This is a genomic window from Streptomyces dioscori (genome assembly GCF_003024195.1).
In the GTDB taxonomy this organism is placed as follows: Bacteria; Actinomycetota; Actinomycetes; order Streptomycetales; family Streptomycetaceae; genus Streptomyces; species Streptomyces dioscori.
This window is the reverse complement of sequence record NZ_KZ679039.1, coordinates 327132-344935: the sequence shown is the minus strand read 5'-3', so window position 1 is coordinate 344935 and position 17804 is coordinate 327132. Positions and strand designations below refer to the sequence as shown.

The 17804-nt window shown below is 71.1% G+C and carries 18 protein-coding genes; 5 read left to right on the top strand and 13 right to left on the bottom strand.

The window, feature by feature from the left end; all coding sequences use genetic code 11:
• Window positions 1-10: 10 nt before the first annotated feature.
• The 4 genes from C6Y14_RS06200 to C6Y14_RS06185 all read right to left on the bottom strand — a co-directional run bounded on the left by C6Y14_RS06200 (window position 11) and on the right by C6Y14_RS06185 (window position 1544).
• Window positions 11-250: a hypothetical protein gene (locus C6Y14_RS06200; RefSeq protein ID WP_107015480.1), complete on the bottom strand. Its 240-nt coding sequence runs from the start codon at window positions 248-250 to the stop codon at window positions 11-13.
• Window positions 251-451: 201 nt separating this feature from the next.
• The gene (locus C6Y14_RS06195) at window positions 452-733 is read right to left on the bottom strand and encodes a hypothetical protein (RefSeq protein ID WP_107015479.1); all 282 of its coding nucleotides are present in this window, start codon (window positions 731-733) and stop codon (window positions 452-454) included.
• On the bottom strand, window positions 730-1005 hold the full coding sequence (locus tag C6Y14_RS06190; protein WP_107015478.1) for a hypothetical protein: 276 nt from the start codon (window positions 1003-1005) through the stop codon (window positions 730-732). Before C6Y14_RS06190 ends, C6Y14_RS06195 begins: the two co-directional genes overlap by 4 nt.
• A 101-nt stretch (window positions 1006-1106) precedes the next feature.
• Complete coding sequence (locus C6Y14_RS06185; protein ID WP_107015477.1) at window positions 1107-1544, bottom strand: ATP-binding protein; 438 nt, start codon at window positions 1542-1544, stop codon at window positions 1107-1109.
• 203 nt (window positions 1545-1747) lie between these two features.
• Between C6Y14_RS06185 and C6Y14_RS06180 the strand changes: the two genes are divergently transcribed.
• From C6Y14_RS06180 to C6Y14_RS06170, 3 genes are read left to right on the top strand one after another with little or no spacing between them, the layout of a single operon-like run.
• On the top strand, window positions 1748-2599 hold the full coding sequence (locus tag C6Y14_RS06180) for a helix-turn-helix domain-containing protein (protein WP_107015476.1): 852 nt from the start codon (window positions 1748-1750) through the stop codon (window positions 2597-2599).
• Window positions 2600-2609: 10 nt separating this feature from the next.
• Window positions 2610-2864 carry a DUF397 domain-containing protein gene (locus tag C6Y14_RS06175; protein WP_107015475.1) on the top strand — a complete coding sequence of 85 codons (255 nt, stop codon included), beginning with the start codon at window positions 2610-2612 and terminating at the stop codon, window positions 2862-2864.
• Window positions 2854-3249: a nitroreductase/quinone reductase family protein gene (locus C6Y14_RS06170; protein WP_107015474.1), complete on the top strand. Its 396-nt coding sequence runs from the start codon at window positions 2854-2856 to the stop codon at window positions 3247-3249. Before C6Y14_RS06175 ends, C6Y14_RS06170 begins: the two co-directional genes overlap by 11 nt.
• 12 nt (window positions 3250-3261) lie before the next feature.
• On the opposite strand, the gene C6Y14_RS06165 is transcribed toward C6Y14_RS06170, so the two are convergent.
• The 3 genes from C6Y14_RS06165 to C6Y14_RS06155 are packed head-to-tail and all read right to left on the bottom strand — an operon-like array spanning window position 3262 to window position 5778.
• A complete protein-coding gene (locus C6Y14_RS06165) occupies window positions 3262-3999 on the bottom strand; it encodes a TetR/AcrR family transcriptional regulator (protein ID WP_199854644.1) in 738 nt (245 codons plus the stop codon).
• Window positions 3996-4952 (bottom strand): SDR family NAD(P)-dependent oxidoreductase, encoded by a 957-nt coding sequence (locus C6Y14_RS06160; RefSeq protein ID WP_107015473.1) that lies wholly within the window; start codon window positions 4950-4952, stop codon window positions 3996-3998. Before C6Y14_RS06160 ends, C6Y14_RS06165 begins: the two co-directional genes overlap by 4 nt.
• Window positions 4953-4992: 40 nt before the next feature.
• A complete protein-coding gene (locus C6Y14_RS06155; protein WP_107015472.1) occupies window positions 4993-5778 on the bottom strand; it encodes an SDR family oxidoreductase in 786 nt (261 codons plus the stop codon).
• 356 nt (window positions 5779-6134) lie between these two features.
• Between C6Y14_RS06155 and C6Y14_RS06150 the strand changes: the two genes are divergently transcribed.
• The gene (locus C6Y14_RS06150; protein ID WP_159074182.1) at window positions 6135-6365 is read left to right on the top strand and encodes a hypothetical protein; all 231 of its coding nucleotides are present in this window, start codon (window positions 6135-6137) and stop codon (window positions 6363-6365) included.
• Window positions 6366-6487: 122 nt separating this feature from the next.
• Here the strand turns inward: C6Y14_RS06150 and C6Y14_RS06145 are convergent, their stop codons facing one another.
• From C6Y14_RS06145 to C6Y14_RS06115, 6 genes are all read right to left on the bottom strand, one after another.
• On the bottom strand, window positions 6488-7951 hold the full coding sequence (locus C6Y14_RS06145) for an aldehyde dehydrogenase family protein (RefSeq protein WP_107015470.1): 1464 nt from the start codon (window positions 7949-7951) through the stop codon (window positions 6488-6490).
• Window positions 7951-9681: an N-acyl-D-amino-acid deacylase family protein gene (locus C6Y14_RS06140; RefSeq protein WP_107015469.1), complete on the bottom strand. Its 1731-nt coding sequence runs from the start codon at window positions 9679-9681 to the stop codon at window positions 7951-7953. The genes C6Y14_RS06145 and C6Y14_RS06140 overlap by 1 nt, the downstream gene beginning before the upstream one ends.
• Before the next feature lie 80 nt (window positions 9682-9761).
• Window positions 9762-10880 (bottom strand): LLM class flavin-dependent oxidoreductase, encoded by a 1119-nt coding sequence (locus C6Y14_RS06135; protein ID WP_107015468.1) that lies wholly within the window; start codon window positions 10878-10880, stop codon window positions 9762-9764.
• A gap of 173 nt (window positions 10881-11053) precedes the next feature.
• On the bottom strand, window positions 11054-11884 hold the full coding sequence (locus C6Y14_RS06130; RefSeq protein WP_107015467.1) for an SDR family NAD(P)-dependent oxidoreductase: 831 nt from the start codon (window positions 11882-11884) through the stop codon (window positions 11054-11056).
• Window positions 11885-12121: 237 nt separating this feature from the next.
• Window positions 12122-13063 (bottom strand): LLM class F420-dependent oxidoreductase, encoded by a 942-nt coding sequence (locus tag C6Y14_RS06120; protein ID WP_107015466.1) that lies wholly within the window; start codon window positions 13061-13063, stop codon window positions 12122-12124.
• Between the two features lie 201 nt (window positions 13064-13264).
• A complete protein-coding gene (locus C6Y14_RS06115) occupies window positions 13265-14482 on the bottom strand; it encodes an amidohydrolase family protein (protein ID WP_107015465.1) in 1218 nt (405 codons plus the stop codon).
• A 224-nt stretch (window positions 14483-14706) separates the two neighbouring features.
• On the opposite strand from C6Y14_RS06115, the gene C6Y14_RS06110 reads away from it, so the two are divergent.
• Window positions 14707-17661, top strand: coding sequence for an AfsR/SARP family transcriptional regulator (locus tag C6Y14_RS06110; protein ID WP_107015464.1), 2955 nt, complete (start codon window positions 14707-14709; stop codon window positions 17659-17661).
• The last annotated feature ends 143 nt before the right edge of the window (window positions 17662-17804 follow it).

The following is a 17804-nucleotide window of genomic DNA, read 5'->3' as shown; positions in this document are numbered from 1 at the left end:
ACGACAGGGCCTAGAGCGCGGGCATCCCAGGGATGCCGGGCGGGTTGCCGTTGCCCGAGTCACGCAGGCGAGGAGCCCACGCGATCACCGCGTCCCGCCCGAGCGCCGCCACCGAGACGACGACCACCCCGGCGATGCTCGATCCGTCGTGGACGACACCCGCCGCGATGAGCGCGATCGCACCCGACGCGTTGACCGTCCCCAGACTCACGCCCATCCGGCGGATCTTGACAGTGAAGTACTCGGCCATGGCCCCAGCTTTCGTGTAGGTCGGTTACCCGAAACGCTAGAGCGACCTTCGAATCGGCAAACGAGTTTCTCAGCGACCCGTCGCAGTGCGGGCGAATCGTGTAAAGTCCCCGCGCTTTTGGCAAACCCAGCTTCACCCGTCCGAGTGAACGGATTACGTTCCCCTCCGGACGGGCCGGACCACCGGTAGGCGACCGCCCACTCAGTCCACCACTTGCGGATCCCGGAAGTAGTACACGACGGTCACTCCGAGGCCGGGTGTGTGCGTGTACACGACGGTGATCGCCTCGGCGGAGTCCCGGGCGAGCGGTGTCGTGTAGGTGTACTCCACGGATGGAGGGCGCCAACCGGGGATCTCGCGGCCGACCGCCGGCTCGCCCTTGATGAGCGTGAGCGCGTCCAGGGCCACTTCCTGCTCGCCCTCCGTGAGATCGACGAACGCCTTCCTGGCGGGCTCGGCCTCCTCCAGCGGGACTTCGCTCATGGGCCGCCGTCCCCGGCACGTGCGTCTTCGAGGGCCGCCATGACCTCCGGCGAGTTCCTGATCCGTACGCGATGACGGTAGGCCCGCACCACGGCCGCGGCGCCCGCGAAGTCGTCGGTCGGCGAAGCCCCTATGGCTGCCGCCAGCTCCTCCTCGAACCGCTCCCTATCGCCGGGAAACCCGTAACGGCTGAGCGCTCTGCGCAGGTCGTCCACGGTCCGGATCTCGGGCTGGGGCATCGTTCCCCAGCCGTACTCAGGCTGTGCGCTCATGATCTGCTCCTGACGGACAGGCGTGGCTCCACCTCCCAGTATGGTGCCGCCTTCACGAGGCGGACAGCTCGCGCTCTGCGCGCGGGCCCTCACTGGCGCGCTCACCGCTGCGCCGACTCGTGACCGCATTCCGCCCACAGGAGTTTGCCGCCCCGGGCAGACCCCAGGACGTGTGCGCCCCAGCTGTCCGCGCACGCCTGTACGAGGTGGAGGCCGCGGCCGGTCTCGGCGGTTTCGGGTCTTACGCCGGCGCGGGCGCCCCCTGGAGTGAAGGCCGGGGGGATCTCGCAGTCGGAGTCCCACACCGCGATCCGCAGCCGGTTCGGCTCCGCCGAGCGGACCCGGAGGGCGTACGGGCCCCGGGTGTGCAGGTGGGCGTTGGTGAGCAGTTCGGAGGCGAGCAGTTCCGCGGTGGGGGTGAGACCGGCGAGGTCGTGCGCGGCGAGCACGGTTCGAAGAGTTGCGCGGGCGATACCCGGTGCGCGTGGATCGTGCGGGAGTTGGAGGGTGTACGCCCAGGGCGGCGATACGGTGGCCATGGGAGTCTCCGATCACGAGTGGGGGTTGGGTACGGGGCCCAGTGACCGGGTCGCTCCGTCGAGCGGGGTGCTTCTGGGTGGTGGCGCCTGCACTCAGTAAGCTAGCGGTTCACCACTTAATACATTTCCCATTTCGGCAATCGCATGAGGTTTTCCCTCGTGTGGGTGACTCCAACGTGCGGTTGATCGAGGAAAGTTGAGCCATGGCGCCCAGGACCGCCACCACCGCCCGCCGAATCCGCCTCGGCACCGAACTCCGGCGGCTGCGCGAACGAGCGGGGCTCACCGTCACCGAAGGCGCCCGCCAACTAGGCGTCAGCCAGGCGCAACTCAGCAATATCGAGGCCAGCCGGTTCGGCGTCAGCCCGGAGCGACTGCGCGCCCTCGCACGCATCTACCGCTGTTCCGACACCCACTACGTCTCGGGACTGATCGAGTTGGCCGGCGAACGGAAGGGTGGCTGGTGGGAGACCTTCCGAGAGGTGCTGCCCACCACACTCCTGGATATCGCCGAGTTGGAGCATCACTCCACGCGACTGCGGTCAGCCAACACCGCGCACGTGCCGGGGCTGCTCCAGATCACGGACCACGCCCGCGAAATCTTTCGGCAGGTAGTGCCTGAGTTCTCCCGCACCGACATCGAGCATCGTGTGAGTCACCGTCTCCAGCGCCAAGCACTGCTGGACGGACCAGACCCGACCCCGTACCGGGCGATCATCCACGAAGCCGCGCTTCGCGTGCCGGTCGGCGGCGCCGCAATCGCCCGACGCCAGCTCGGACACCTGGTCGAACAGAGCGAACGCGAGCACATCACGGTCCAGGTGATCCCGTTCGCGATCGGCGCCTATCCCGGCTCCGGTCAGACCATCCTGTACATGTACGGCCCCGTGCCCCCGCTGGATACCGTCTCACTGGACCAGTCCCACGGCCCCGCACTTGTGGACGCCGAAGCTCAACTGCACACGTATCGCGTTCTCCTCGACCGTATGGAGTCCGTGGCTCTCCCTCCCGAGAAGTCCCGCGACTTCATCCACACCATCGCCCAGGATCTGTGAAGGGACCGAGATGCTTGACCACTCCTGGCAGAAGTCGTCCTACTGCGGCCAGGGCGAGTCCTGCCTGCACGTAGCCGAAACGTGGCAGAAGTCCTCCCTCTGCCAAGAAGGCGACGCCTGCCTCCACGTGGCCGCCTCCGCCCCCGCAAAAACGATCCACCTCACCGAGAGCGGTGACCCCCGCGGAGCGATACTCGGGGCCTCCCCCGGGGCCTTCTCCGCGCTGCTCAGTGCCGTGAAGGGGCGGCAGCCGCATGGCGCGTGAGCGGGATCTGCGGTTTCGGGTCGTCACCCGGGTTCAGCGGTATCTGGCGAACCCGCTGACCCGCCGGCTGCCGTTCCACACGCTCGTGGAGACCACCGGCCGCACCTCCGGTCTGCCCCGGCGGACACCCGTCGGGGGGCGCCGCGTCGGGCGGGCGTTCTGGTTCGTCTCCGAGTACGGCGACAAGTCGCAGTACGTGCGGAACATCCAGGCCGACCCCCGCGTACGCGTCCGCGTCGGCGGGCGGTGGCACCACGGCACCGCCCACCTGATGCCGAGCGACGACAGCCGTGCCCGGCTGAGGTCGCTGCCCCGCATGAACAGCGCCGCCGTCCGTCTCTTCGGGACGAACCTGCTGACCGTGCGGGTCGATCTCAGCGACTGAACGGCCGCCGGGTCACGCCGACCCGTTCGACAGGCGGTCCAGCCATTCCGTGAGCAGCGCGCCCTCGGCCCGGGTGAGGGCCGGGGGCGGGGTCTGCTGGAGGAGGGCGTTCAGGTGGGCGGCCGTGGAGGGGACGTGGGGCTCGGACGGTTCGACAGCCTCCTGCGGAGCCGCCCCCGTCACGTCCGGCGTGAACACCGTCGCGTGGACCGCGTCCCGGACCCGGCGCGACACCGACTCGTCCGTGAACGTCGCCGGGCGCGAGACCAGCATCAGCGCCACGCCGACGTTCGCCGACATGATCATCTGAGCCGCCAGCTCGGGCGCCAGGCACAACTTGCCCTGCGCTGCCGCCCGTTGCAGATCGGCCGTGAGGATGCTGTGGGCCTCCAGCGCCGCCGCCGGGGGCGTACGCATCGCGGGTGAGTGCATGAGCCGGAACAGGTTCGGGTTCGAACGCGCGAACTCGACGTGCGTGGTCCAGCCGTCCCGCAGATCCTCGATCGGATCCGTACCGGGCGGCCGGTCCCGCTTGGTCGCGAGGTACTTGTCCCAGCCGTGGTCGACGACCGCCGACAGAAGGCCCTCCTTGTCCCCGAAGTGGCGGTAGAGCGCGGGGGCGCCGACGCCGGCCCCCTCGCACACGGCCCTGGTCGACACGTCCCCGTCGGGGGACTGGGCGACCAGGGCCGCCGCCACTTCGAGAATGCGCGCTTTCGTACTCACGGCCGTGACGCTATCCGAGGTCATACGGCGGGCCGCGGGGAGGCCGCCGGAGATGTCCGGGAGGGGCGAGAGGGTCGGGAGGGTCGGGAAGGTCGCGGGGTGAGCAGGTCTGCGAGGCCTATGCGGGCCAGGAACTGCGCGCGGATACGGTCCGCGACCTCGCTGACCTCCTCCGACCCGTCGTTCGAGGGGTCCACGTGGACGCGGAAGGGCCGCTTGCCGGGCGGCGCGTCGACCACGTCCACGATCGCGTCGGCCACCAGGGACGCGGAGGTGCCGGCCGGTTCGAGGGCGGCGAGGCGCTCGGCGACCTGTTCCATCAGGCCCGCGTACCGCTCCTCGTACGCCGGGAGCACGGACTGCTCGGACGGGTGGCCGCCGGTCGCGAAGTGCTCCGTACCCGACGTGAACGCGCCCGGCACCACGATCGTCGTCTCGATGCCGAACCGGGCCAGCTCACCGGCGTACGACACCGCGAGCGCGTCCATCGCGGCCTTCGCGGCGAAGTACGGGGCGAGGTAGGGCGGAGTGCCGCCCCTGGTCGAGGACGAGCCGACCCAGAGCACCAGGCCGTGCTCCTGGGCGCGCAGGTGCGGGAGCGCGGCCCGGTTCACGCGCTGGGTGCCGAGCACGTTGGTGTCGTACACCGCGGCCAGTTCGGCCGGGGTGAAGGCCTCGGCGGGTCCTGTCACCATGTGGCCCGCGTTGTGGACGACCACGTCCAGCGCACCGGCCCCGGCCAGGACCGTGGCGACGGCGGCGTCCGCGGACTCCTGCGACAGGACGTCCAACTCGACGGTACGCAGGTCGACTTCGTGCTCGGCGGCGCAGGACTCGGCCTCGGCGACCCGGTGGGCGTTGCGCCCGGCCGTGTCGCGCATCGCCGCGTACACCGTGTGCCCGGCGTCGGCCAGTGCCCGCGCGGCGAGCGCGCCGAAACCGGAACCCGCCCCGGTGATGACGACCGTCTTGCCCATGACGGAACTCCTGAGGGAGAGGGGAGGAAAGAGGGTGGGGTTACGCGATGCCGCCGTTGGCGCGGACCACCTGGCCGTTGACCCAGCGGCCCGCCGGGCCCGCCAGGAAGGACACGACCCCGGCGATGTCACCGGGCGTGCCCAGGCGCTCCAGCGGCGGCTGCGCGGCCATCCGCGCGATCGTCTCGTCGTCCTTGCCGTCCAGGAACAGGGCGGTGGCGGTCGGGCCGGGGGCCACGGCGTTGACGGTGACGTCCCGGCCGCGCAGCTCGCGGGCCAGGATCAGGGTCATGGCCTCGACGGCGCCCTTGGTGGCCGCGTACCCCGCGTAGCCGGGGAGGGCGAGCGCCAGCACGCTGGTGGAGAAGTTGAGGATCGCGCCGCCCTTGCGCAGCCGGCGCGCGGCCTGCTGGTCGACGACGAAGGTGCCGCGGATGTTGGTGCGGTGCATACGGTCCAGGGCGTCGAGGTCGGTGTCGACGACCGGGGCCAGGGTCATGACACCGGCCGCGTGCACGACGACGTCGATCCCGCCGTACGTCGACTCGGCGGCGTCGAAGAGGGCCGCGACCTCGGTCTCGTCGGCCACGTCGGCCCGGAAGGCGAACGCCTTGCCGCCCGCCTCTGTGATCGCGCCCACGGCCTTGTCCGCCTCGGCCTGGTTCCCCGCGTAGTTGACGACGACGGCGAATCCGTCGGCGGCCAGGCGCTCCGCGGTCTCCCGGCCGATACCCCGCGATCCGCCGGTGACGATCGCGACGCGGGTGGTGGTGCCAGTGGCTGCACCGGTGCCTGTAGCTGTACCGGTGCCGGTCTGCTCGGTCATGACGGTGCTCCTTGTCTCGGCGGGTAGCGCTGCTCGCATCCCGACAGGAGCAACGCTAACACCGATATAATATCGACGCTACCCCGCAACCGTAGCGCCGCTACCAGCACTGGACGCGACGACCGGCCTTCACTAAACGGAACAGCGTTCCGCATTTCTAACGGAACGACGCTCCGCTTACTGCCGATGGGCGACGAACGCAATCACCGGGGCGGCTCGCGGCGCTGGCTGGTCAAGACCGACACCCCCGCCGTCCTTGCTGGACCCGTCACTACGGCGCCGCTGACCGCCGCCCGCGTGGGTACGGGCCCCTCACCCCTCGATCGCGCCGCGTTCGCGCGCCATACGCTGACCGCATGACGGTCGAAATGACGCTGAACCTGCCTGCCGACGTGGCCGCCTACCTGACGGCCAAGGGGGACGCCTCCGCGTTCACCACCCGGGTACTGCGCCGCCAGATGCTCGCCGAGGATCTGGAGAAGTCGGCGCGGGTACGGGCCCAGGCGGGCCTGGCGACCACCGCTGCGGAGCCCGCCGAGAGCGAGGACGCCACCCTGGAGCGCTGGGCGCGGGTTGCCGCGCGGTGAGGCACGGGAGGCACGGGCAGCGGGGAGGCGGAGAGCCCAGAGCCGGCCACTCCGCCGTCAGGGCATCGGTGAGGCTCACCGCTGCCCAGCCGAGCAGCCCCGGCAGGACGCGGCGTCGGCGTTCAGCCCGGCCACACCAGTGACTGGAGTTCCGCGTATGCGTGCAGGGCGTACGAGCCGACGTCTCTGCCCACTCCGCTCTGCTTGAAGCCGCCGAACGGGGCCTCCATGTTGCGGCCCACCGTGTTGATGCCCACGCCGCCGGTGCGGAGGCGGGACGCCACGCGGAAGGCTCGGGAGACGTCGCCGGACCAGACGTAGTCGATCAGGCCGTAGTCGGTGTCGTCGGCCAGGGCGACGGCCTCCTCCTCGTCGTCGAAGGGGACGACCACGACCACCGGGCCGAAGATCTCCTCGCGGACCACCCGCATGTCGGGCGTGCAGTCCGTCAGGAGGGTCGGGGCCACGTAGAAGCCCCGCTCGAACGGCGGGCGTTCGCCGCCCGCGACCACCCGCGCGCCCTCCTTGCGACCCAGTTCGATGTATGACTCGACGCGGTCCCGGTGCGCGGACGAGATCAGCGGGCCGACGACCGTGCCGGGGGCCCGCGGGTCCCCCACCTTCAAGTGGCCGATGAAGGCCGCAAGTTGGTTGACCAGACGGTCGTACACCGGCCGCTGCGCGAGCACCCTTGTCGGGGCCGTGCAGATCTGGCCGCTGTAGAACGAGAACGTCGTGCCGATGCCCCGGACCGCCGACTCCAGGTCCGCGTCCTCGAAGACGATCGCCGCGCCCTTGCCGCCCAGCTCCATCAGCTGCCGTTTCATCCCGCGCCCGCACACCTCGGCGATGCGCCGGCCGACCGCCGTCGAGCCGGTGAAGCTGACCATGTCGACGTCGGCCGAGTCGACGGCCGCCTCCCCGACCTCCGCGCGCGCACCGGAGACGACGTTCACGACCCCCGGCGGTACGCCCGCCGCCTCCAGCGCCTCGGCCATCCGGTAGACGGAGAGCGGGTCCTGCGGGGCCGGCTTCACGACGACCGTGTTGCCCATCGCGAGCGCCGGGGCGATCTTGCCCGCCGGGTTGGCCCAGGGGTTGTTGTACGACGTGATGCAGGTGACCACGCCCACCGGACGGCGTACGGCGAGCGCGCCCAGCACGGCGGCCCCGCCGAACGGGCCCGCCTCGTTGATCTGCGGCGGCAGCGGCTCCTCGACGGGCTCCACGCGCGCGTACCGCTGGAAACGGGCCGCCCCGACCCCCACCTGCATCCCGCGCGCGGTGCCGGTGGTGGCCCCGGTCTCCGCCTGCGCCAGTTCGGCGTACGGGAGGAGGTTGCGCCGGATCTCCTCGGCCGCCCGGTGCAGGACGGCCGCCCGTTCCTCCGGTGTCGTGCGCGACCACGTCCGGAAGGCCTCGCGGGCCGCGCCTGCCGCCGCGTGCACCTGATCCCGCGAGGCCTCCGGCGCGAGCCCGACGACGTCCTCGGTCGCCGGGTCGATCACCTCGTAGTGGCCGCCGTCCGGCTCCACCCACGAGCCGCCGATGAACAACCTTTGCCCAGACCCCGCTTGACGGGTCATCACTTGGTGCTCACCGTGTGCGTGTCCCGGCCCGACCTGAGCACCTTGCCCGGCACGGCCCCGGTCACCACGTCGTCGCGTATCGACTCGACGCCGTTGACCCACACGGCCGTGACGCCGATCGCCTTGGAGTCGAGGCGCGGGCTGTCTCCCGGCAGGTCGTGCACCAGGGTGGCCTTGCCGGCGTCGATCCGTTCCGGGTCGAAGAGCACGAGGTCCGCATGGAAACCCTCCGCGATCCGTCCGCGCCCACGGAGCCCGAAGAGCTGTGCCGGATCGTCCGTGAGCATCTTCACCGCCTGCTCCAGCGTGACGAGTTTCCGGCCCCGCAGGCAATCCCCCAGGAACCGGGTCGTGTACGGCGCCCCGCACATCCGGTCCAGATGGGCGCCCGCGTCCGACCCGCCGAGCATGACGTCCTCGTGCCGCCACGTCTCCTGGCGCAGGGTCCACGAGTCGGGGTCGTTGTCGGTCGGCATCGGCCACAGGACCGTACGGAGGTGGTCGGCGGCACAGATCTCGACCAGCGTCTCGAAGGGTTCCCGGCCTCGCTCGGCCGCGATGTCCCGTACGACGCGGCCGGTGAGTCCCTCGTTCTCCGCGCTGTACGTGTCCCCGATGACGTACCGGCCGAAGTCCGCGAGGCGCCGGAAGACGCCCGCCTCCTTGGAGTCGGCCCGCCGCAGCATCTCGGCGCGGACCTCAGGGTCCCGGAGTTTCGCGATCCGCTCGGGCACCGGGAGATTGAGGACCTCGCCCCAGCCGGGGATGAGGTTGAGGGCGCAGAAGGTGCCCAGGGACATGTTCATCGGCGTGAGGATCGGCATCGTGAGCGCCACGATCCGTCCACCGGCCTTACGGGCCCGCTCGCTCGCCGCCAGCTGCCGTGGCACGCGCTCGGGGACGGCCGCGTCGATCGTCAGGACGTTCCAGTTCAGGGGCCGGCCGGCCGCCGCGCTCATCTCCACGAACAGATCGATCTCGTCGTCGCTGAACTGGTCGAGGCAGCCCGCCACGATCGCCTCGATCTGGGTGCCCTCGCGTTCGCCGACCGCCCGGGAGAGGGCGAGGAGTTCGGCGGGTCCGGCGTGCCGGGAGGCGACCGGTTTCCCGTCGCCGTCGGAGTGGGTCGACGACTGGGTGGTGGACAGCCCCCAGGCCCCGGCCTCCATCGCCTCATCGAGCAGCGCGACCATCGCCGCCAACTGCTCGTCCGTGGGCTGCCCGCCCACCGCGTCCGGACCCATCACGTACCGCCGCAGCGCGCAATGCCCCACCATGAAGCCCGCGTTGACGGCGATCCGGCCCTCCAGGGCGTCGAGGTACTCGCCGAAGGAGTGCCAGCTCCACGGCGCGCCCTCCTCAAGGGCGACCAGCGACATGCCCTCGACCTTGGACATCATCCGGCGCGTGTAGTCGGCGTCCTCGGGACGGGACGGATTCAGGGGCGCGAGCGTGAAGCCGCAGTTGCCGCCCGCCACGGTCGTCACACCGTGGTTCAGGGAAGGCGTCGCGTACGGGTCCCAGAAGAGCTGCGCGTCGTAGTGCGTGTGGGGATCCACGAACCCGGGCGCGAGGACGAGCCCGGAGGCGTCCTCGGACGTCCGCGCCTCCTCGGTGACCGCCCCGACGACGGCGATCCGCCCGTCCCGTATCCCCACGTCGGCGACGAAGGCGGGCCCACCCGACCCGTCGACGACTCGCGCACCCCTGATCAGATGGTCAAGCACGACAGCCCCTTCGTTTGTTTTTTGGGGGCGCGGGGAACTGCGCGACCAGCCCCCACCGGACCCGCACCCACCCACGATCCTCAGACAGCCCCGCGGAACCGCGTGGTCCGGTGCACAGGATCCGTATCGATCTTCGGAATCACGTGCTCCCCGATCAACCGGATCGTCTGCAGCGTCTCCTCCTTGGGCACCCCCACCGGCAGCCCGAACGACAACTGATCGGCCCCGGCCTGCTCCCACCGCTTGCACTGCGTGAGCACCTCGTCCGGATCCCCGCAGATCAGCAGCTCCTCCGCGATGAGCAGTTCGATGAACTCCTCGTTGTACTCCGGCAGCGTCTCCGGCCAGACCGGAAAACCCTCGGGCCGCGGGAACGTGTCGTGGTAGCGGAAGACGAGCGAGGGCAGATAGTGCAGTCCGCCGCTCACGGCGATCCGTACCGCCTCGTCGTGCGTGGGCGCGCAGACCGCCGTCGTCGTCACCATCACGTTGTCGTTGACGAAGTCCCCGACCGGCTCGGCCTCGACGACGGCCGTCTTGTACTGCTCAAGGACCCACTCCATGTCGGAGACCTTCTGCACGCTGAACCCGAGCACCCCGAGCCCCTTGCGGGCGGCCATGGAGTACGAGGGCGGCGACCCGGCGGCGTACCACATGGCGGGGTGCGACTTCCCGTACGGCTTCGGCAGGATCTTGCGCGGCGGGAGCTGCCAGTGCTTGCCCTGGAAGCCGACGTACTCGTCCTGGAGCCACATCTTGGGGAACTCGGCGATGGTCTCTTCCCAGATCTCCTTGGTGTGGTTCATGTCGGTGATGCCGGGGAGGAAGCCGAGGATCTCGTGCGAACCGGCCCCGCGTCCGCTGCCGAACTCGAAGCGACCCTCGGTGAGATGGTCGAGCATGGCGACCTTCTCGGCGACCTTCACGGGGTGGTTGACCTGGGCGAGCGGGTTGAAGATGCCCGATCCCAGGTGGATGCGCTCGGTGGCGTGCGCCAGATAGCCGAGGTAGACGTCATTGGCGGAGAGGTGCGAGTACTCCTCCAGGAAGTGGTGTTCCGACGCCCAGGCGTACTTGAAGCCGGACGCGTCGGCCTGGATGACGTACTCGGTCTCCTCCATCAGCGCCTTGTGCTCCGCGAGCGGGTCGGTCTCGGCCCGCTTGCCCACGTATCCCTGTACAAAGAGCCCGAATTCCAAGGAGGTTCACCGTCCCCTGTGTCCGTCATCCGTCCGGCGAACGCCGAACCTGACGCATCGTCAGATTGACCTGCCGCCGACTGTGGCACCGCACCCGTGAGGCGTCAATAGCTGATGGCCCGTCACATACGCCCCGTCGCGCCCCGATGCGCCTCGCCGCGGCTCGCTGTGGCTCACATCGCGCTCACGCCCGCCAGCCATCCCCCGTCGATCACGAATGGTTGCCCGGTGATGTAGGAGGAGTCGTCGCAGGACAGGAAGAGGGCGAGGCGGGCCACCTCCTCGGCCCGGCCGATCCGGCCCATCGGCACGAGCTTGCGGTAGAACTTGGCGACGGCCGCCGCAGCCGCCTCCGCGGCCTCCGCCGAACCGGTGCCCACCGATCCGGTGCCTGCCGATCCGGTGTCCGCCGCCGGGTCGAGCAGGGCGGGATTGCTCATGGCGGTGTCGATCGCGCCGGGACAGACGGCGTTGACGCGGATCCCCTTCGGCGCCAGTTCCAGCGCGGCCACGCGCGTGAGTCCGACGATGGCGTGCTTGCTCGCGCTGTACGCGCCCACGTACGCCATGCCGGTGAGCCCGGTGTACGAGGCGGTGTTGACGATCGTCCCACCGCCGGCCGCCTCGATCTCGGGCGCCAGGGCCTTGATGCCGAGGAAGACGCCGACCTGGTTGACCCGCACGATCTGCATGAACTCGTCGAGGGGGGTGTCGACGAGGGCGTTGAAGCGCAGGATGCCGGCGTTGTTGACGAGCCCGTCGACCTTCCCGTACGCCTCCTTCGCCAGTGCCACCGCGGCGGTCCAGTCGTCCTCGCGGCTCACGTCCAGGTGCACGTACCGGGCGCGGGCCCCCAGCTCCTTGGCGAGGGTCTCCCCCTGCTCGTCGAGCACATCGGCGACGACGACCGAGGCCCCCTCCTCGGCGAAGAGCCGCGCCTCCTGCTCCCCCTGCCCCCGAGCCGCCCCGGTGACGACAACGACCCGCCCGTCCAACTTGCCCATGATCACTCCCTAGCCGATGGGCGCCCCGTCAGGGGCGCGGGGAACTGCGCGGCCAACCACGACGCACCCGCGGTCGCACACGAGGCCAGCCCCCTCCCCCTCAGGGGCGCGGGGAACTGCGCGACCAGCCACAACGCACCCGCAGCCGGGTACGGGGCCAGCCCCCTCCCCCTCAGGGGCGCGGGGAACTGCGCGACCAGCCACGACGCGCCCGCAGACACGTACGAGCCCCGCCCTCTACCCGAGCAGCGGACCGACCCCCGACCCGAACGCCGCGATCTGATCGGTCAGTTCGGCCCGGCTCCGCGACCGGAACCGCACCTGGATCTGATGCACCCCCATCGCCCCGTACGCCCGCAGCGACTCGGCGATCTCCTCCGCGGAGCCGGAGACCGTCCGGCGTCCCACGGCCCACGAGGGCCGCCCCACGTACAGCGGCTCGGTGATCGCGCCGACGGTCAGCGGCCGGGTCACCCCCGCCTCCTCCCGCAACCGCCCCAGCCGGGCGATCTGCTCGGGCAACCGCTCCCGCGGATCCCCCTGCGGCAGCCACCCGTCCCCCCGGACCGCGGCCCGCCGCACGGCCGCGGGCGAGGACCCGCCGACCCAGACGGGCACCCGCTCCTGCGCGGGCCGGGGCCGCTGGCCGAGCCCCTCGAAGTCGTACAGCTTCCCGTGATGGGACGGGAACTCCTCAGGTCCCAGCGCGGCCCGAAGCGCGTCGATGCACTCGTCCAGCACCGCCCCGCGCCGCTCGAAGTCCACCCCCAGCGCCTCGAACTCCTCCTGTACGTGACCGGCGCCGACCCCGAGGATCAGCCGTCCGCCGCTGAGGTGGTCGAGGGTCGCGTACTGCTTGGCGGTGGCGAGGGGGTGCCGCAGTCCGACGACGGCGACGTGGCTGAGCAGCCGGACGTGTTCGGTGACGCCCGCCAGGAAGGCGAGCGTGGCGACGGGGTCGTACCAGACCGTGCTCATCGCGGCGGCGAGGCGGCGGGGGACGGCGACGTGGTCGCAGCTCGCGAGGTACGCGAAGCCGGATGCGTCGGCTGCGCGGGCGATCTCCACGAGATCGTCCGGGCCGGCGTCGGCCTCCCACGCCTCGGCGTAGAGGGTGCTCTGCGACTGGACCGGGAGCTGCATCCCGTACGCCAGTCGCCCTTCGGGGAGGTTCTGCATGGGCGGCGCCCCTTGTCTGACGGGCCGTCATTGGGGTGGGTGGGGGTGTTGTGTGCGGGTGCGGGTGCGTCGTGGCTGAGCGCGCCGTTCCCCGCGCCCCTTAGGGGGTGGGGGTCGGGCTCCGCGTTCAGGCTCAGGTGCGTCGTGGCTGAGCGCGCCGTTCCCCGCGCCCCTTCGGGGGTGGGGGTGGGGGCGGGGGTGTCACGGGGACCAGAGGCCGTCCTTCGTCAGGGACAGGAGTTCTATCGCGTTGGTGCGGACTATTCGGTCCACCACTTCCGCGTCCAGGTGGGACATCTGGGCCTCGCCGACCTGGCGGGACTCGGGCCAGGTGGAGTCGGAGTGGGGGTAGTCGGTCTCGTAGAGGACGTTGCCGACGCCGATGGCGTCCAGGTTCTTGAGGCCGAAGGCGTCGTCGAAGAAGCAGCCGTAGACGTGCTCGGTGAAGAGTTCGGAGGGCGGGCGGTGGACCTTGTCCGCGACGCCGCCCCAGGCGCGGTTCTCCTCCCACACCACGTCGGCGCGTTCGAGAATGTAGGGGATCCAGCCGATCTGGCCCTCCGCGTACATGACCTTCAGGTTCGGGAAGCGTTCGAACTTGCCGCTCATCAGCCAGTCGACCATCGAGAAGCAGCAGTTGGCGAAGGTGATGGTGGAGCCGACGGCGGGCGGCGCGTCGGCGGAGGTGGAGGGCATCCGGCTGCTCGACCCGATGTGCATCGCGATGACCGTGCCGGTCTCGTCGCAGGCGGCGAGGAACGGATCCCACTCGTCCGTATGAACGGAGGGCAGTCCGAGGTGCGGAGGTATCTCGGAGAAGGCGACGGCCCGCACTCCGCGGGCGGCGTTGCGCCGTACCTCCTGTGCGGCGAGCTGCGGGTCCCACAGAGGGATGAGCGTGAGCGGTATCAGCCTCCCTTGGGCCTCGGGCCCGCACCACTCCTCGACCATCCAGTCGTTGTAGGCCCGCACGGAGAGCAGTCCCAGTTCGCGGTCGGCGGCCTCGGTGAACGTCTGGCCGCAGAACCGGGGGAAGGTCGGGAAGCAGAGCGCGGACTGCACGTGGTTGACGTCCATGTCGGCGAGGCGCTGCGGGACGTCGTACGAGCCGGGCCGCATCTGCTCGTACGTGATGATCTCCAGCTTGATCTCGTCCCTGTCGTAGCCGACGGCGGTGTCGAGGCGGGTGAGCGGGCGGTGCAGGTCCTCGTAGACCCACCAGTCGCCGATCGGCCCGTCGTCGCCGGGGCTGCCCATGACGGGGGCGAACTTCCCGCCGAGGAAGGTCATTTCCTTCAGCGGGGCGCGTACGACGCGCGGTCCGATGTCCTGGTACTTCGACGGGAGCCGGTCCCGCCAGACGTTGGGGGGCTCCACCGTGTGGTCGTCCACCGAGATGATCTTCGGGAAGGTCTCCATGCGTTGTACGGTAGCGCCGATCTGACGGGGCGTCAGCTACTGGAGAGGGATCTCCGGAATGCGGGTACGGCCCCGCGTGGTTGCGGGGAGGGGGTGTGGGCCCTGTGTGGGCTTGCGTGAATCTGGCATGGCGGCCTGTGATCGGTGTCTCCCACGGCTGACGCATCCGCCATGAACAAGGCAAACTGGCCTGGTTGTCATGACGGTTCGGCAGGGGGACAGCGATGGACGGTGTACCGCGAGTACCGGAGCAGTGGGAACCCGAGGAATCGGTGGCCCTGCGCTTCAGCGTGCTCGGGCCGGTGCGCGCCTGGCGGGGGGCACAGGCGCTGCCCACGGGGTCCCCGCAGCAACGCGCCCTGCTGGCCGCCCTGCTGCTCCGCGAGGGCCGCACGGCGACGTCCGGCGAGCTGATCGACGCCCTGTGGGGCGACGAGCCGCCGTCCCAGGCGCTGGCGGCCGTGCGCACGTACGCCTCGCGACTGCGCAAGATCCTCTCCCCCGGCGTCCTGGTCAGCGAGTCCGGCGGGTACGCGATCCGGCTCACCGACGCCTCCGGCAGCGGCGCCACGCTCGACCTCGCCCTGGCCCAGGAGCTGGCGGCCGACGCGGAGAAGGCCAAGAGCAGGGGCGATCTGTGCCATGCGCGCGCCCTGCTGAACAAGACGCTGAGCCTGTGGGACGGGGAGGTGCTGGCGAGCGTCCCGGGCCCGTACGCGGAGACCCAGCGCACCCGGCTGCAGGAGTGGAAGCTCCAGCTCACCGAGTCCCGCCTCGACATGGACCTCGAACAGGGCTGCCACGCCGAGGCGGTCTCCGAACTGACCGCGCTCACCGCCGCGCACCCCCTGCGGGAGCGGCTGCGCGGGCTGCTGATGCTGGCGCTGTACCGCTCGGGCCGCCAGGCCGAGGCCCTGGCCGCGTACGCCGACACCCGGCGGCTGCTCGCCGACGAGCTGGGCGTGGACCCGAGCCCGGAACTCCAGGAACTCCAGCAGCGCATCCTCCAGGCCGACCCGGGCCTCGCCGAACCCTCGGCGCCACTGGCCCCCGAGACCGCGGCCACCCCGGTGCGCCCGGCCCAACTGCCCGCGACCGTCCCGGACTTCACCGGCCGCTCGTCCTTCGTCTCCGAACTGTGCGAGGTCCTCGCGAGCGCCGAGGGCCGTGTGATGGCCGTCTCCGCGCTGGCCGGCATCGGCGGCGTCGGCAAGACCACGCTCGCCGTCCACGTCGCCCACCAGTCGCGGGTCGCCTTCCCGGACGGACAGTTGTACGTGGACCTGCAGGGCGCCGGTGCGCGCGCCGCGGCACCGGAGGCCGTACTGGGCGCCTTCCTGCGCGCGCTCGGCACCCCGGACTCGTCCATTCCGGACAGCCTGGAGGAGCGGGCGGCCCTGTACCGCTCGGTGCTGGACGGCCGCCGGGTCCTGGTCCTCCTCGACAACGCCCGCGACGCGGCCCAGGTCCGGCCCCTGCTGCCCGGCACCGAGGGATGCGCCGCGCTGGTCACCTCGCGGGTGCGGATGGTCGACCTGGCCGGCGCGCACCTCGTCGACCTCGACGTGATGTCGCCGGAGGAGGCCCTCCAGCTCTTCACGAAGATCGTCGGCGCCGAGCGGGTGGAGTCGGAACGCCAGTCCGCGCTGGACGTGGTGGCGGCCTGCGGCTTCCTGCCGCTGGCCATCAGGATCGCCGCCTCCCGGCTGGCCGCCCGGCGCACCTGGACGGTCTCGGTCCTCGCGGCGAAGCTCGCCGACGAGCGGCGGCGCCTGGACGAACTGCAGGCCGGCGACCTGGCCGTGAAGGCCACCTTCGAGCTGGGCTACGGGCAGCTGGAGGCGCCCCAGGCCCGCGCCTTCCGCCTGCTGGGCCTCGCGGACGGCCCCGACATGTCCCTGGCCGCCGCCGCCGCGGTCCTCGACCTGCCCCTCGACGACACCGAGGAACTCCTCGAATCCCTCGTCGACACCTCGCTGCTGGAATCCGCGGCGCCCGGCCGCTACCGCTACCACGACCTCGTCCGGCTCTACGCGCGTGCGTGCGCCGAACGCGACGAACACCCGCCGGGCGAACGGGCCGCCGCGATGTCGCGCCTGCTCGACTTCTACCTCGCCACGGCCGCGGGCGTGTACGCCATCGAGCGCCCCGGCGACCGCCTGGTGGACCACCTGGAGACGACGCAGTACCCGGGCCTGACCTTCACCGGCGGCAGCGCCGCGCTCGACTGGCTCTACACGGAAGCGGCACCGCTGCTGGCCTGCGTACGGCAGTCGGCGGGCACGGAGTTCCTGCGGCGGGCGGTGGATCTGCTGTGGGCGGCCAAGGACCTCACCGAGTCCGGGGCGAACTCCCACCAGTACGAGACCACGGCCCGGGCGATGTGCGACGCCACCCGGGCCGCCGGGGACGACCGGGCTGAGGGCAGGGCCCGGACGATCCTCACCGACGTCCTCCTGGTCTCCGGCCGCATCCAGCAGGCGGAGGACGAGGCCCAGCGCGCCATGGCACTCGCGGGTGCCGCACAGGACGCCACCGCGATCAGCTGGGTCGCCAACAACCGCGGCCTCATCTGCCTGCACCAGAGCCGGCACGCGGACGGCAAGGAGTTCTTCGACCAGGCCATAGAGCTTCTGCGGGCGGCCGGCAACCGGCCGTTCGAAGCGACCAGCCTCTGCAACCTCTCGCGCGCCCACCTGGGCATGGGCAACGTCAGCAAGGCCGTGGAGATCGCCCAGCGCGGTGTCTCCATCCATGCCGAATTCGGCCGGACGGTACGCCTCGCCAACGGCCACTACGCGGTGGGCATCGCTCTGCACATGGCCGGGCGGCACTCCGAGGCACTCGGCCACTTCTCCGAAGCCCTGGGCATCCTCGGGGACCACCGGCAGCGGCTCTGGGAGGGGACGACCCACTTCCGTATCGCCGAGGTCCATCTGGCCGCCCACCGTCCCGCGCCGGCGGCGCAACACGCCGAACAGGCCCTCGCACTGCGGTGCATCGGCGGTGACCGTATGCGGGGCAACGTCCTGACGCTGCTGGGGCGGGCCCTGTCGGTCCTGGGACAGGTGGACCGGGCCACGGCCTGCTGGAGAGAGGCCCTCAACCTCTACGAACAGAGCGGCGCCGAGGAGGCCGCCGCGGTGCGCGCCCTGCTCACCCCCGCCGCCGCGGCATGATCGACGAGCCGCCCACCAGGGCGGATGCAGACGTTCAGCATTCGTTTATCTCCGCGCGTCAGTCTCTACCTGTCACACCGTCGCGTCGGGGGGCAGACGGTCTGACCAGGAGCCCAACCGGCTAGTGTGCGGCTCCGAACGCC

Excerpts from the sequence above, each read along its gene's own strand:
- C6Y14_RS06200 (WP_107015480.1), bottom strand. The coding sequence starts at position 250 with ATGGCCGAGTACTTCACTGTCAAGATCCGCCGGATGGGCGTGAGTCTG.
- C6Y14_RS06195 (WP_107015479.1), bottom strand. The coding sequence starts at position 733 with ATGAGCGAAGTCCCGCTGGAGGAGGCCGAGCCCGCCAGGAAGGCGTTC.
- C6Y14_RS06190 (WP_107015478.1), bottom strand. The coding sequence starts at position 1,005 with ATGAGCGCACAGCCTGAGTACGGCTGGGGAACGATGCCCCAGCCCGAG.
- C6Y14_RS06185 (WP_107015477.1), bottom strand. The coding sequence starts at position 1,544 with ATGGCCACCGTATCGCCGCCCTGGGCGTACACCCTCCAACTCCCGCAC.
- C6Y14_RS06180 (WP_107015476.1), top strand. The coding sequence starts at position 1,748 with ATGGCGCCCAGGACCGCCACCACCGCCCGCCGAATCCGCCTCGGCACC.
- C6Y14_RS06175 (WP_107015475.1), top strand. The coding sequence starts at position 2,610 with ATGCTTGACCACTCCTGGCAGAAGTCGTCCTACTGCGGCCAGGGCGAG.
- C6Y14_RS06170 (WP_107015474.1), top strand. The coding sequence starts at position 2,854 with ATGGCGCGTGAGCGGGATCTGCGGTTTCGGGTCGTCACCCGGGTTCAG.
- C6Y14_RS06165 (WP_199854644.1), bottom strand. The coding sequence starts at position 3,999 with ATGACCTCGGATAGCGTCACGGCCGTGAGTACGAAAGCGCGCATTCTC.
- C6Y14_RS06160 (WP_107015473.1), bottom strand. The coding sequence starts at position 4,952 with ATGGGCAAGACGGTCGTCATCACCGGGGCGGGTTCCGGTTTCGGCGCG.
- C6Y14_RS06155 (WP_107015472.1), bottom strand. The coding sequence starts at position 5,778 with ATGACCGAGCAGACCGGCACCGGTACAGCTACAGGCACCGGTGCAGCC.
- C6Y14_RS06150 (WP_159074182.1), top strand. The coding sequence starts at position 6,135 with ATGACGGTCGAAATGACGCTGAACCTGCCTGCCGACGTGGCCGCCTAC.
- C6Y14_RS06145 (WP_107015470.1), bottom strand. The coding sequence starts at position 7,951 with ATGACCCGTCAAGCGGGGTCTGGGCAAAGGTTGTTCATCGGCGGCTCG.
- C6Y14_RS06130 (WP_107015467.1), bottom strand. The coding sequence starts at position 11,884 with ATGGGCAAGTTGGACGGGCGGGTCGTTGTCGTCACCGGGGCGGCTCGG.
- C6Y14_RS06120 (WP_107015466.1), bottom strand. The coding sequence starts at position 13,063 with ATGCAGAACCTCCCCGAAGGGCGACTGGCGTACGGGATGCAGCTCCCG.
- C6Y14_RS06115 (WP_107015465.1), bottom strand. The coding sequence starts at position 14,482 with ATGGAGACCTTCCCGAAGATCATCTCGGTGGACGACCACACGGTGGAG.
- C6Y14_RS06110 (WP_107015464.1), top strand. The coding sequence starts at position 14,707 with ATGGACGGTGTACCGCGAGTACCGGAGCAGTGGGAACCCGAGGAATCG.